The organism is Hymenobacter oligotrophus (genome assembly GCF_003574965.1).
Taxonomy (GTDB): Bacteria; Bacteroidota; Bacteroidia; order Cytophagales; family Hymenobacteraceae; genus Solirubrum; species Solirubrum oligotrophum.
Map to the genome: position 1 here is coordinate 3485612 of NZ_CP032317.1, position 13718 is coordinate 3499329.

At 59.4% G+C, this 13718-nt stretch carries 10 protein-coding genes; 5 read left to right on the top strand and 5 right to left on the bottom strand.

Annotated features, from left to right (window positions below; genetic code table 11):
• Positions 1–5: 5 nt before the first annotated feature.
• The 3 genes from D3Y59_RS14980 to ispF form a co-directional block, all read right to left on the bottom strand.
• Entirely contained in the window at positions 6–1664 is a 1659-nt protein-coding gene (locus D3Y59_RS14980) for a M28 family peptidase (RefSeq protein WP_119445780.1), read from the bottom strand.
• Between the two features lie 206 nt (positions 1665–1870).
• The gene (locus D3Y59_RS14985) at positions 1871–3568 is read right to left on the bottom strand and encodes a M28 family peptidase (RefSeq protein ID WP_119445781.1); all 1698 of its coding nucleotides are present in this window, start codon (positions 3566–3568) and stop codon (positions 1871–1873) included.
• A gap of 121 nt (positions 3569–3689) precedes the next feature.
• Entirely contained in the window at positions 3690–4169 is a 480-nt protein-coding gene (gene ispF, locus D3Y59_RS14990) for a 2-C-methyl-D-erythritol 2,4-cyclodiphosphate synthase (protein ID WP_119445782.1), read from the bottom strand.
• Positions 4170–4394: 225 nt separating this feature from the next.
• Here ispF and D3Y59_RS14995 point away from each other — a divergent pair, with 225 nt between their 5' ends.
• The 5 genes from D3Y59_RS14995 to D3Y59_RS15015 all read left to right on the top strand — a co-directional run bounded on the left by D3Y59_RS14995 (position 4395) and on the right by D3Y59_RS15015 (position 11830).
• Complete coding sequence (locus tag D3Y59_RS14995; protein WP_240410387.1) at positions 4395–5030, top strand: TetR/AcrR family transcriptional regulator; 636 nt, start codon at positions 4395–4397, stop codon at positions 5028–5030.
• 33 nt (positions 5031–5063) lie between these two features.
• Positions 5064–6584 (top strand): TolC family protein, encoded by a 1521-nt coding sequence (locus D3Y59_RS15000; protein WP_119445783.1) that lies wholly within the window; start codon positions 5064–5066, stop codon positions 6582–6584.
• Positions 6585–6636: 52 nt separating this feature from the next.
• Entirely contained in the window at positions 6637–7830 is a 1194-nt protein-coding gene (locus D3Y59_RS15005; protein ID WP_240410388.1) for an efflux RND transporter periplasmic adaptor subunit, read from the top strand.
• Positions 7831–7920: 90 nt separating this feature from the next.
• Positions 7921–11436, top strand: coding sequence for an efflux RND transporter permease subunit (locus D3Y59_RS15010; RefSeq protein WP_119445784.1), 3516 nt, complete (start codon positions 7921–7923; stop codon positions 11434–11436).
• A 121-nt stretch (positions 11437–11557) separates the two neighbouring features.
• A complete protein-coding gene (locus tag D3Y59_RS15015) occupies positions 11558–11830 on the top strand; it encodes an acyl carrier protein (RefSeq protein ID WP_119445785.1) in 273 nt (90 codons plus the stop codon).
• A 91-nt stretch (positions 11831–11921) separates the two neighbouring features.
• Here D3Y59_RS15015 and D3Y59_RS15020 read toward each other — a convergent pair whose 3' ends face one another.
• Together D3Y59_RS15020 and D3Y59_RS15025 are read right to left on the bottom strand one after the other, a co-directional pair.
• Entirely contained in the window at positions 11922–12704 is a 783-nt protein-coding gene (locus D3Y59_RS15020; protein ID WP_119445786.1) for a YkvA family protein, read from the bottom strand.
• A gap of 174 nt (positions 12705–12878) precedes the next feature.
• Positions 12879–13412 (bottom strand): C40 family peptidase, encoded by a 534-nt coding sequence (locus D3Y59_RS15025; protein ID WP_240410389.1) that lies wholly within the window; start codon positions 13410–13412, stop codon positions 12879–12881.
• Positions 13413–13718: the final 306 nt, after the last annotated feature.

The window sequence follows — 13718 nt, forward strand, 5'->3', positions numbered from 1 at the left end:
GTTACCTAGGGCTTGTTCGAATCAACGACGGGGCGGTTGTCGCGGTTGGCCAGCTCCCAAGCGGTATGGAACACCAAACGGCCGCGCTTTTCCATCAACGGGAATTCGATTTTCTCCACGTCGTCGGTTAGCTGGTGGTAGTCGGCGTGGTCGCCGGTGGTGTAGAAGATAACCGGAATTTTGTGCCGCGCGAAGTTGTAGTGGTCGGAGCGGTAGTACACGCGCTCGGGGTCTTTGGGGTCGTTGTAGCGGTAGTCGAGCTCCAGCTGCGTGTACTTCTTGTTCATGTCCTCGCTGATGGCGTGCAGCTCCGACGAGAGCTTATCCGAACCGACCAAGCACACGTATTGGTCGCCGGGTTTGTGGTTGTCATCGGTGCGGCCTACCATGTCCAGGTTCAGGTCGGCAATGGTTTGCGCCAGCGGAAACACCGGGTTATCGGTGTAGAACTCCGACCCAAACAGGCCCTTTTCCTCGCCCGTTACGGCCAAAAACAAAATGCTGCGGCGCGGGCCGTGCCCTTCGGCCTTTGCCTTGCCAAACGCCTCGGCCAGCTCCAGCACCGATACCGTGCCCGAGCCGTCGTCGTCGGCGCCGTTGTATACTTTCCCGTCGCGGATGCCTAGGTGGTCGTAGTGAGCCGATAGCACCAGCACCTCGTCTTTTTTGTCGGTGCCTTCGAGGTAGCCCATCACGTTTTCGGTGGCGAAGGTTTCGGTTTTGCGTGGCGAGCGTACTACCACCTTCGCGGGTTTAAACGAAGCTTTCACCGGCTTGCCAGCCGCGGCTACCGCTGCTTGGTATTTGGCCACGCCCTCAGCGTTGCTGCCCAGCAGCTCGTAGCCAGCGGCCGTCGAGATGAAGTACGTAGCGGCCCTAGGCGACTGCACCTGCGCTTTGCCCGGGAAGCCCATGCGCGGCTGATTCAGGTAGGGCATAAAGCGCGCAAGGTTCTGGGCAAACTTTTCGGCGTCGGGGTTGATGAAGAACACCGAGCGGGCGCCTTTTTGCGTAGCCAGCGCCGACTTAGCCCGCGTATCGAGGCCCCACTTGCTGGGCTTGCCATCGGTGCTTAGCATGGGCTTGCCGTCCTTGGTTGGTTCGCCGGCCAGCACAATCAGGTCTTTGCCCTTCACATCCAGGCCAGCGTAATCGTTGTAGGCGTCTTGCTCAATGCCGTAGCCCACAAACACCGGTTGCAGGGTGGTTTCCTGCGAAAACGGCGAGTCGCTGCTGATGAAGTAGTCTTGCAGCAGTTTGTACTGCTGCTTGCCAATTTGCAGCTTCATCTGCTCGGCGGCCCAGTGGTTGCGCTCCAGCGTAAAGTGTTGCAGGTACGGGCTGTCGGAGTTCTGCACCGGGCCGGTTAGCCCCAGAGCGGCAAACTGTTTAGCGAGGTAGTCGGCGGCCATTTTCTGGCCTTTCTCGCCGGTTTCGCGGCCCTCGTACGCGTCGGAGGCCAGCACCGTCAGGTGCTTGCGCAGGTCCTCCTGCGTAATCGTGCCAGCGTAGTTTACCGCCCAGTCGGTAGCCGTGGCCGCGGCTTTTTCGGTTTTGGTTTTCGTCTTGACTTTGGTTTTGCTCTGGGCTAGCGCGTGCGGCGCGCCACCTAGGGCCGCCCAGCCCAAAGCTGCTGCCAAGGCATAGAGTTGAGGTTTGTGCATAAGGAAATATGGTTGCTGTTGAGAGATATTGCTGAGGGCAGCAGGGCAGCGGCGCCTACCAAGTGCAACGGCCCGGCCGGTGTAAAACCAGCCGGGCCGTTGTGGTAAGCAGCCGATAACCACGGCCAAGGTGCTCGGTAGCCAGTGGCGTACTACTATGCTGAGCCTGCCTTGCCCGTTGTCGGTTATCGATTACCCAACGCCACCTAGGGCTTGTTCGAATCGACCGCGATGCGGTTGTCGCGGTTTACCAGTTCCCAAGCCGCATGGAACACCACGCGGGCGCGCTTCTCCATCTTCGGGAATTCGATTTTCTCCACCTCGTCTTTGGCGCCGTGGTAATCGTCGTGCACGCCGTTGAAGAAGAACGCCACCGGAATGCCGTGCTTGGCAAAGTTGTAGTGGTCGGAGCGGTAGTAAAAGCGGTTCGGGTCGTTCGGGTCGTTGTAGCGGAAGTCGAGGTCCATGGCGCCGTTCTTCTCGTTGGCGGCCAGCACAATCTTGTGCAGCTCCGAGGAGAGCTTATCCGAGCCAATCACGTACACGTAGTCGCCCTTGCCTTCATGCTCCTTATCGGTGCGGCCTACCATGTCGATGTTCAGGTCGGCTACGGTTTGCTTCAGCGGAAACACGGGGTGGTCGGAATAGTACTCCGAGCCCAGCAGGCCCTTTTCTTCGCCCGTTACCGTCAGGAACAAAATGCTGCGGCGCGGGCCGTGGCCCTCGGCTTTGGCCTTCACGAAAGCTTCGGCCATTTCGAGCACCGATACCGTGCCCGAGCCGTCGTCGTCGGCGCCGTTGTGTACTTCGCCGTTGATGATGCCGATGTGGTCGTAGTGGGCCGATACCACAATCAGCTCGTCCTTTTTGTCGGTACCCTCGAGGTAGCCCAACACGTTTTCGGTCGTGAATTTCTCACGCTTTTTGGGCGCGCTGATGGCAAACTTAGCGGGCTTGAAACTTGCCTTGGCAGGCTTGCCGGCTGCGCTCACGCTCGTTTCGTACTTGCGCACGTTGGCATCGGTGGTGCCCAGCAGCTTGGCACCTAGGGCCGGCGATACGAAAAACGTAGCGGCGCGCGGTTCCTTCTTGGCATCCACAAAGCTGATGCTCGGGCGGCTCAAGTAAGGAGCCATGCGAGCAGCCGTTTTGCCAAAGTTGTCGTTGGGGTTGAAGCTTACGAAAAACACCGAGCGGGCGCCCTTTTGCGTAGCCATGGCGGCTTTGGCGCGGTAGTCGTTGCCCCATTTGCTGGCGGCCCCGTCTTTGCCCAGCAGGGCTTTGCCGTCCTTGGTCGGCTCGCCCATCAGGATGATCAGGTCCTTGCCCTTCACATCGAGGCCGGTGTAGTCGGAGTAGCCATCTTGCTCGATGCCGTAGCCTGCAAACACCGGCTGCACGGTGGTTTCCTGCTCAAACGGCGAGCCGCCGTAGGCGTAGAAATCCTCCATCCACTTAAACGTTTGGCCGCCCACCTTCAGGGTAGCGCCGCCGGCCCAGGTGCTGCGCTCCATCGTGAAGTGCTGCATGTAGGGGTTGTCGGAGTCTTTCACGGGGCCTACCAGGCCCAGCTCCTGAAAGCGCTTGGCCAGGTAGTCGGCGGCCATTTTCTGGCCTTTTTCGCCGGTTTCGCGGCCCTCGTACGCGTCGGAGGCCAGCACCGTTAGGTGCTTGCGCAAATCGTCCTGCGTTATCGTGCCGGCGTAGGTAGTGGCCAAGTCAGCGGCGGGGGCAGCGGCGGCGGACGGAGCGGCAGCCGCGGCGGGGGCAGCAGTGGCCGCCGGAGCCTCCGACTTGTGCTTAACCTTCACCTTGCGTTTGCCGCTGGGTGCATCTTGCGCCGCAGCGGGCCCGGCAACTACCGAAGCAGCCAAAAGCAGCGCGTAAAAAGACTTGTGTGACATAGGCAGACAGCGCACCGCGCTGCTTGTGGGAAAAGGGTGAGTGAATTAAGGAGTGAATCAGAAGTTTGCGAAGCAAAGACGCTCGGCTAACCGCAAGGTTGCCCGGCCCTAGGTGCTTTCGTTAAGCTCGCACAATCAGGACCGTAGCGTAGGCGGCCACCCCCTCTTGCCGGCCCACAAAGCCCAGCTTTTCGGTGGTGGTGGCTTTGATGGAGATGTCGTCTTCCGGAATGCCCATCACCTCGGCCAGTACGCGCTGCATGGCGGGGATGTGCGGGTTCACCTTGGGCCGCTCCAGGCAAATCGTCGAGTCGATGTTGCCTACCTCGTAGCCCCGCTCGCGCAGCAGGCGCATCACCTCGGCCAGCAGGCGCTTCGAGTCGATGCCCTTGTATTGCGGGTCGGTGTCGGGAAAGTGAAAGCCGATGTCGCGCAGGTTGGCCGCGCCCAGCAGCGCGTCGCAAATAACATGGATGAGCACATCGGCGTCGGAATGACCTAGGGCGCCGTGGGTGTGTTCGATCTGAATGCCGCCGAGCCAAAAAGGGAGGCCTTCGCGGAGCTGGTGCACGTCGTAGCCGAAGCCGGTGCGAATTCTCATGTGAGCAGGCAATATGGTAAAAAAGCGACTCCAAGGTACGGAGCCGGGAGCGTACCGCCGAGCCAAGCCGTAGAGCGCGGCTACAGCAAAAAAATAGCCGCGCCGGTAAAGTAAAACCCGGTCGGCCGCGTCGGCCTCGGCAAGGCACCCGACCAATCCAGAATAATAGCGAAAAAATAATGGAAACTTTGGGTTCACTTAAAGTTTCCATTGTACCTTTGCGACGTGAGTACGGAAATCAAGGATCGGATTCTGCAGGCGGCAGTTGAGCTGTTCATGCGCAACGGCATCCGCAGTGTTTCAATGGATGACATTGCCGCGCAGCTCGGCATGTCGAAGAAAACGCTCTACAAGTGGTTCGATAACAAAGACCAGATTGTGCTGGCTACCATGCAGCAGCACCTGGGCCACGAAGAATCGACCTGCGAGCTGGTGTTTGCCACCGGCAGCAACGCCCTGGAGGAGATGTTCAACCTGATGCAGTGGCACAAGCAAATGCTCTCGACGGTGCACCCGAGCATTTTTCATGAGCTGCAGAAGTACTACCCCGAGGCGTGGGCGCTGTTCGAGGAGCACAAGAACACGTTCATCCTCACCAAAATCGTCGACAACCTGCGCCGCGGCATCGGGGAAGGCTTGTTTCGCGCCGACCTCGACGTGGAGGTGTTGGCGCGCCTGCGCCTGGCCGAAATCGAGTTGATGTTCGACGGACGCGTGTTTCCGCCGCGGCAATTTGAGCTGCAGCGCCTGCACCTAGCCACCGTCGAGCACTACCTCTACGGCATCTGTACCGTCAAGGGGCACCGCCTCATCAACCAGTACCGCCAGGTAACGGAAGAAGTCGAAGAAGAAACGAAGTAAGTCTCTCGCTCTCAACTCCTATACCATCTCGCAATGAAAAAAGCGTTTCGCCTACTGCTGCTTGTAGCGGCACCGGGCTTTCTGGGGATGCCCACGCTCTCGGCGCAAACTCCCTCCACGGGGCAGCCGGTGGCCACCAGCACCCCCATGGCTTTAAGCTTGCAGCAGGCCATTAATTATGCGTTGCAGAACAAATCGACCTTGCAAGCCACTCGGATTAACGAGAAGGTAGCGCAGGCGCGGGTAGGAGAAATCCGCTCGGCGGGTTTGCCGCAAATCAACGGGGCCGTTGCTGTTACCGACAACTTTAAGCTGCAAAAGGCGCTGGTAAGCTTCCCCAACCAGCAAACCGTGCTCACGCAAACCGAGGTAAACCAGGCCCAAAACGGGCAGGAGGCGGTACTAACCAGCCGCCAGGGCCCGGCCATTCCGCCGCAGCCGTTCGCCTTTGGCCTGCAGTGGCAGGGCAACGCCGGCGTGCAGGCTTCGCAGCTGTTGTTCAACGGCTCGTACCTCCTAGGTCTGAAAGCAGCCAAGGTGTACGAGGCCCTGTCGGTGAAGCAAACGCAGCAAAGCGAAATTGAGGTGATGGAGCAGGTGTCGAAAGCCTACTACAGCACCTTGGTGGCGCGCGAGCGGTTGCAGCTGCTGGCCCGCAACGTGCAGCGCCTCGATACTTTGCTGTATCAAACCAAGCAAACGTACAAAGAGGGCTTCGTGGAGAAACTTGACGTGGACCGCCTGCAAGTGCAGGTAAACAACCTCAAGATTGAGCAGCAAAACGCCCAGCGCCTCGTGGAGCTAAGCGTGGCCTTGCTAAAGTTCCAGATGGGCCTCGATCAGCGCCAGCCCGTGGAACTGACCGATAAACTCGACGGCGCCGTGGTGGATGCCGAAGCCGAGCGCCAGCGCCTGCAAAGCGGCCTTAGCACCGATTTCAACTACAGCAACCGCGTGGAGTATTCGGTGCTGGAAACCCAGCGCGATTTGGCCGTGCTCGACGTGCGCAACCGCCGCGCGGGCTACCTGCCCTCGCTTAACCTGGTGGGCAGCTACGGCGTCAACGGTTCCGACCGCACCCTAGGTGGTTTGATGGAATTTCGCGGCACCAACTCCACCAACGAGCAGGGCTTCCGCAACCAAAACTGGTTTGGCTTCGGCAGCATTGGCCTGCAGCTGCAAATCCCCGTGTTCGACGGCTTCCGCAAGAAATACAGCATCGAGCAGGGCAAACTGGCCTTGGAGCAGGTGAACAAAGGGTTCACCACGCTGCAGCAAAGCATCGATTTGCAGCGGGCTCAAACCCAGACCACCCTGCAAAACTCTCTCGACGTGCTGGCTAACCAAAAGGCCAACCTCGAGCTGGCCACCAACGTGGCGCGCGTGGCCAAAATCAAGTTTCAGGAAGGCGTAGGCTCTAACCTGGAGGTGATTACGGCCGAAACCGATTTGCGCCAGGCCCAAACCAACTACTACGCTGCCTTGTATGATGTGCTGGTAGCGAAAGTAGACTTCAACAAAGCGTCGGGCTCGCTCTCGACGCCGAGCAAATAGGGCGGTTAGCGCCTGATCCTCCATGCAAACGCTCCCCGCGAACACGTCAACCATGAAACGTTCTTTTCAGCAGGCTTTCGCTAACCGCACGCTGTTTTTCGCCACTCGTACCATGAAATCAACTACTTCGGCCGCTGCTGTGCTGGCCCTGGCTTTTCTGGCCTCTTGCGGCGGCGAAAAAGATCCGCAGGCCGAGCTGGCCAAGCTGAAGCAAGACCAGGCCGCCACGCAAGCCAAAATTGCCGAGCTGGAGGCCAAGGGCGGCGCCAAGCCTGCCACGGTAGCCGCCACGCCTGTTTCCGTTATCAACGTGCAGCCGGAAAGCTTTACCAGCTACCTCGAGGTGCAGGGCCGCGCCGATTTCGACGAAAATGCCAACGTGTCGCCGCGCGTGCCGGCCGTGATTACCGACATCCGCGTGCAGCGCGGCGACCGGGTAAGCCGCGGCCAAGTGCTGGCTACCCAAGATGCCGCCGTGCTCGAATCGGGCATTGCCGAGCTGCGTACCCGCCTCGAGCTGGCTCGCACCGTGTTCGAAAAGCAGGACCGCCTCTGGAAACAGCAAATCGGCACCGAGATTCAGTACCTGCAAGCCAAAAACAACTACGAAGCCCTGCAGCGCAGCTTGGCTACGCAGCAGCGCCAGCGCGCCATGTACAACGTGGTGGCCCCGTTCAGCGGCGTAGTGGATGATGTGCCCGCCAAAGTGGGCGAAATGGGCAACCCCGGCATGCCGGTGGTGCGCTTGGTTAGCGGTGCCGGCAACAAGATTGTGGCCGATGTATCGGAAAACTACGCGGCCAACATCAAGGCCGGCGACAAGGCCCTGGTGAGCATCCCCGACCTAGGGGCCGCCGATATTCCTTCGACGGTGCGCACCGTGAGCCGCACCATCAACCCGGCCAGCCGCACTTTTTCCGTGGAGCTGCGCCTCAACGGTGCGCAAGCCCAGCAGCTGCGACCCAACATGGTGGCTACCGTGCGCATCCAAAACTACAACAAAGCCCAGGCCACGGTACTGCCCGTTGACTTGGTGCAGCGCGACGAGGAAAACAGCTACGTGTTTGTTATAGAAGACAAAGGCGGGAAGAAGATTGCCGCCAAGCGCGTGGTGCAAACCGGCGCTACCTACAACGGCAAAATGGAAATCACCGGCGGCCTGAAAGCCAACGACCAAGTGATTTCGGCGGGTTACCAGAACCTCAACGAGGGCCAAACGGTGGCCCTTGCCGGCGCAGCCGGGTAAGCTGGCGGACTGGCGTGGCGCTTAGGCACCTAGGCCTAACCCAGGAGCCGCACCGCCCGAGATATATCACATCCTAGCTTCTGACTTCTCATGCAGGATATACAAAAAGAGTTTGGGCCCACCAGTTGGTCCATCAACAACAAAACGAGTATATACATCATCACGCTGTTGCTGTGCGTGGCGGGTGTGTTTGCCTACATCAAGCTGGGCAAGGAGAAGTTTCCGGACATCGTGATTCCGCGCATTATCGTGGCCACGGTGTACCCCGGCACTTCGCCAACCGACATCGAGAACCTGGTTACGCGCCAGCTCGAGAAGGAAATCAAGTCGGTGAACGGGGTGAAGAAGATCAACTCGACCTCGAACCAGGACTACTGCATCGTGGACGTGGAGTTTAACTCCGGCGTAGACGTGCAGTACGCCAAGCAGCTCATCAAGGACGCCGTTGACAAGGCCCAGAACGAGCTGCCCAACGACCTGCCCTCGCCGCCTACCGTGCAGGAGGTTAACCTGTCGGAGCTGCCGATTATGCAGATTAACCTGGCCGGCAACCTGCCCGCCTCGCAGCTCAAAAAACTCGCCGACGACTTCCAGGACAAGATCGAGGCCCTGCCCGAAATCACCCGCGTCGACATCATCGGGGCCCTGGAGCAGCAAGTGAACGTGGATGTGGACATGTACAAGCTGCGCGCCGCGCGGCTTGGTTTCATGGACATTCAGAATGCCATTGGCCGCGAAAACATTACGATTTCGGGCGGCTCAATTGACGTAGGCAACCAGAAGCGCGCCGTGCGCGTGGCCGGCCAGTACGCCAACGCCGCCGACATTGCCAACATCCAGGTGAAAAACCTGAGCGGCGCCGCCGTACGCCTAGGTGACATTGCCACCGTGGAAGATGCCTTCAAGGACCGCGAATCGTACGCGCGCCTCGACGGCAAGCCTTCCATCACGCTGAACGTCATCAAGCGCCAGGGCGAAAACCTGATCGATGCGTCCGATAAGATCAAGGCGCTGGTCGACGAGTCGAAGAAGACGCTGCCCGGCGACTTGCGCGTGACCATCACGGGCGACACCTCCAACGACACCCGCGTAACGCTCCACGACCTGATCAACACCATCATCATCGGCTTCATCCTGGTAACGGTGATTCTGATGTTCTTCATGGGCACCACCAACGCGCTGTTCGTGGGCTTGTCGGTGCCGATTTCGATGTTCCTGGCCTTTGTGGTGCTGCCCATGTTCGGCTTCGCCCTGAACATGATCGTGCTCTTCGCCTTCCTGCTGGCCCTAGGTATCGTGGTCGACGACGCCATTGTGGTAATCGAGAACACGCACCGCATCCTGCACGAGCACCCCAACCTGAGCACGGCCAAGGCCGCCAAGTTTGCCGCCGGCGAGGTATTCGTGCCGGTACTGGCCGGTACCCTCACCACCGTGGCGCCGTTTGTGCCGCTAATGTTCTGGCCAGGCATTGTGGGTAGTTTTATGTTCTACCTGCCCGTCACGCTGATTCTGACGCTGATGTCGTCGCTGATCGTGGCCTTCATCATGAACCCGGTATTTGCCGTGTCGTTCATGGAGCGCGAAGACCACCACGCCGAGCACAGCAAACCCAAAGTGACGCGCAACCTGCTGATCTGGACGGCGGTGCTCGTGGGCTTCGGCATCCTGTTCAACCTCGTGGGTATCGGCGGCCACAGCGCAGCCGAGGCCGAAGGCGCTGCGGCCGTAGCAGCCGGAGCCGAGTCGCCGGGTTTCTTGAAAGAGCATGGCCACTTCATCGGCAACCTGTCGCTGTTTATTGCGGCCTTCATCTGGCTGAACATCTTCGTGTTCAACAAAGGGATTGCCTGGTTCCAGACGAAAGCCCTGCCGCGCTTCCAAGACGGCTACGCCAACCTGGTGCGTTGGGCCATTGGCCACCCGGTGCTGGTGATGCTAGGCGTGCTGGTGCTGTTCATCGGCTCGTTTGTGGCCGTGGGCATGCGCCAGCCCAAGGTCGACTTCTTTCCGAAAGGCGACCCGAAATTTGTGTACACCTACTTGCGCATGCCGGTGGGCACCCGCGTAGAGGTAACCGACTCGGTGGCCCGCATTCTCGAAAAGCGCATCTACGGCGTTATCGGGCAGAGCAACCCCGATGTCGAATCGGTGATTACCAACGTGGCCATTGGCGCCAACGACCCCGGCGAGGCTTCCGCTACGGGCGTGTCGCAGTCGCACCTGGCCAAAGTGGCGGTGGCTTTCAAGGAGCTGAGCGAGCGGACGGGCCCGAGCACCCGCACCTACATGGACAAAATCCGGGAGGTGGTAAAGGGCATTCCCGGCACCGAAATTTCGGTTGACCAAGAATCCAGCGGCCCGCCCACGGGCAAAGAAATTGCCATTGAGGTAGCCGGCGACGACTACCCGCAGCTGGCTGCGCTGTCGAAGGACGTGATTCGCTACATCAACTCGAAAAACATCGGGGGCATTGAGCAGCTGCGCTCGAACCTGGAAGACCGCAACCCCGAAATTGCCGTGAACATCGACCGTACCCGCGCCAACCGCGAGGGCATCAGCACGGCGCAGATCGGCATGGAAGTGCGTACCTCTATTTACGGTTCGGAAGCCAGCAAATTCAAGACGCCCGAAGACGAGTACCCCATTCAGGTGCGCTACGCCAAGCCCTACCGCGAAGACGTAAACGCCATCCTGAACGCCCCGCTGACCTTCCGCGACGCGACCGGCCAGATGCGCCAAGTGCCGATTTCGTCGGTGGCCGACGTAAAATACGGTACCACCTACGGCGGCATCAAGCGCAAGGACGTGAAGCGCGTTATCACGATTTCGTCGAACGTGCTTAGCGGCTTTACCGGCCCCGATGTGGTACGCAACATCGAAACGGCCCTCAAGGCTTACCCCACGCCGGCCGGTTACACCATTAAAATGGGCGGCGCGCAGGAAGACCAGAAGGAAACTTCCGACTTCTTGCCTATTGCCGGCCTCGGTGCTTTGGCCCTGATCTTCCTGATTCTGGTGGTGCAGTTCAACTCGTTCAGCAAGCCGGTTATCATCCTTTCGGAGGTGCTGTTCTCGATTGCCGGCGTGTTCTGGGGCTTGGCCATTACGGGCATGAACATCAGCATCGTGATGACGGGCGTGGGCATCATCGCGCTGGCGGGTATCGTGGTGAAAAACGGCATCCTGCTCGTGGAGTTCACCGACATACTGCGCGCCCAAGGCATGCCCATGCGCGAAGCCATTGTGCTGGCCGGCCGCACCCGCCTGAACCCGGTAATTCTGACGGCCACGGCCGCTACCCTAGGTCTGATTCCGCTGGCTATCGGCCTGAACGTGGACTTCTACGAGATGTTCGCTGCCTTCGACCCCATGTTCTACATCGGCGGCGAGTCGGTGGTGTTCTGGGGTCCGCTGGCCTGGACGATCATCTTCGGTCTGGTTTTCGCTACGGTAATCACCCTGGTGGTGGTGCCGGTGATGTACCTGCTGAGCGAAACCCTGAAGGGCAAGCTTAGCGGCAAAGACCCCGACGCTAGTGTGCCGCAGGAAGTTGATGCCGAGGAGGTATCGGCTGCCACGCCCGCGATTCTGGCCGAGTACTAACTGCTAGGCTTGCAACCTTTTGCGCCTGAAATGGCTCCGACATATGGCCGCTCGGCCGTACGTCGGAGCCGAACCGGGCAATCTTCTTTACCTCTTTCCGTTCTTTTCGTCGTTTCACGCCATGTTAACCCGAACGACTACCGCCGCCCCCGCCAGCATCGAACAACAAGTGCTGCGCATCATCAGCAAGCGTAAAGCCATCAAGCCGAACCGCCTGCGTGTATCCAGCAACCTCAGCCGCGAACTCGGTTTCGATACGGTTGACGTGGTAGACATCATCTTGGAACTCGAACGTCGCTTCCACATCACCATTCCCGACGAAGTGCCGCTGAACACCGTGCGCGACTTTGTGCGCTACGTGGCCTCGCACCTAGGGGGCTCCAAAGCCCAATAGCACCCCGCGCACCTAGGGTTCCTTTACGCAACAGGCCCGCATACCTCCGGAGGTATGCGGGCCTGTTGCGTAAAGGAACCTGCTGACTGGCTTAACGTACGTTGCCGCCGGTATCGCCGCCACGCATGCCACCGCTTTTGGGGTCGCGGCTGCCGGCCGTGCTGGCGCCCTCTACGTTGGGGTTGGGCTTAATGTCGAGGTCGGGGTGGTGGGCGTTGGTTACGCTGCCCTCGGGGTAGGCTTCGCTTACCTGGTTGGCTGGGTCGGGCTGCGAGCCGCCCGGTAAATCGGCACGGCCGGCGCGCTTCGCCGACTCAGGGTTTTCCACAAACGAGCCGCTGGTTACGCTGTGCTCGGCTTTCTCGAGGTGCTGGGCCGCGGCGGCCGTGCCCGATAGGGGTTGGTCGGTGGCGGCTTTTTCGGCGCCTAGGTTGCTGCCGGCGGCCAAGGGCTGGGCGCGCGTACGCTCCCATTCTTCAAACTTGTCCATTTCGTTTTTGAGGGTGCTGGTAAACCATGCCAACAAGGCCACATCATCAAGCAAGCCGACCACCGGAATGAAGTCGGGCACGAGGTCAATCGGGCTCATGAAATAGATGAGCACCGCCACGGCCCCAAGCACGGTAGGCGTGGGCACGCCGTGGTATTCGCCCGAAGCGGCCGAGCGCACCAGTCGGAATAGGGTTTGCAGGCTTTCCCAGGCCTCTTGGGCCAAATGGCCGAGCTCTTTTTTCTCGCTGGCTTTGTGGTAAGCGTCGCTGAGCAGTTGCTTAATGCGCAACGGCTGGCGCAAGTAGCTTTCTGCTTTGCTCAAGAAACCTTTGAACAAGGGCGACGAGGCAACTTGCTCGCCTTTGGGTTGATTAATAGCCATACAGCTAGGCGGTGAAGAGAGAATAATGGCGCAGCAGCGCAGGCAGTACCGGCGCTGGTTGCCGTTCTAATACTACTTCGGGGCAAAATAGTTATTCAGCAGCATTCCGGCAGGCAAACAAAAAGCCCCTGCCGGTGGGGCAAGGGCTTTTTTAAAGAGCAGCGCAGCGTTGGGCTAGTTGCGGTTCACGCGGCCGGCCGCGTAGAAGTTGCGCTGGTAGTAGGGTTGCTGCAGCGAGCTTACCATTACACCGCCGTTGGTAGCCGAGTGGGCAAACTTGCCGTCTTTCAGGTAGATGCCTACGTGGTAGATGGGTTGGCCGGGGCCGCGGCGGAAAAACACCAAGTCGCCGGTTTGCATCTCGTCCTTGCTTACGCGCTTCACGTGGTTGAACATGGAGCGTGAGCTGTGCACCAGGCTGATGCCGTATACTTCCTTGAACACGCGGGTTACAAAGCCCGAGCAATCGGTGCCGCTTTTGCTGTTGCTGCCAAAGCGGTAAGGCGTGCCCAACCACTCGGTAATGGTGCGCAGCAAGCTGGCGTTGTCGTCGTAGCTGGCCTTGATGCCAAGGGCTTGCGAGTAGTAGCCAACGTTCAGCGAATCGCGGAAAGAGGCTGGGTTATCACCTTCGGGAAACGAAAAAAACGAGGCCTCGGCAATGGGGGCAGGGCCACCGGCTACCGAAGCAGCTTTCCCGTTGGGCACGTAATCAAAGAAAAAAGAAAGAGCCAGTGAAACAGCGGCGAGGCAACACAAAAGGGTATTCTTCATTGTCCGTCGTGTGGGGTTTGGTTCCGCTCCCGAGCGGCGACCCTTACGGGCCAGGTGGCGTACTTTTCTTCTCTAAGACAGTTGTTTGAGAAGGTGATAAAAACAGTTCGTTGAACTCCGGTTCGGATAAGTTATATCTTCCCCGATATCGTAAAAATAGGGCTCAACCAGAAGACGTACAAGCTTTTAAGCTAAAAGTGGCGTATTTTCCTGGTAATGTTCTATTGTTAGTCTCTTCGA

Excerpts from the sequence above, each read along its gene's own strand:
- D3Y59_RS14980 (WP_119445780.1), bottom strand. The coding sequence starts at position 1,664 with ATGCACAAACCTCAACTCTATGCCTTGGCAGCAGCTTTGGGCTGGGCG.
- D3Y59_RS14985 (WP_119445781.1), bottom strand. The coding sequence starts at position 3,568 with ATGTCACACAAGTCTTTTTACGCGCTGCTTTTGGCTGCTTCGGTAGTT.
- ispF (WP_119445782.1), bottom strand. The coding sequence starts at position 4,169 with ATGAGAATTCGCACCGGCTTCGGCTACGACGTGCACCAGCTCCGCGAA.
- D3Y59_RS15000 (WP_119445783.1), top strand. The coding sequence starts at position 5,064 with ATGAAAAAAGCGTTTCGCCTACTGCTGCTTGTAGCGGCACCGGGCTTT.
- D3Y59_RS15005 (WP_240410388.1), top strand. The coding sequence starts at position 6,637 with ATGAAACGTTCTTTTCAGCAGGCTTTCGCTAACCGCACGCTGTTTTTC.
- D3Y59_RS15010 (WP_119445784.1), top strand. The coding sequence starts at position 7,921 with ATGCAGGATATACAAAAAGAGTTTGGGCCCACCAGTTGGTCCATCAAC.
- D3Y59_RS15015 (WP_119445785.1), top strand. The coding sequence starts at position 11,558 with ATGTTAACCCGAACGACTACCGCCGCCCCCGCCAGCATCGAACAACAA.
- D3Y59_RS15020 (WP_119445786.1), bottom strand. The coding sequence starts at position 12,704 with ATGGCTATTAATCAACCCAAAGGCGAGCAAGTTGCCTCGTCGCCCTTG.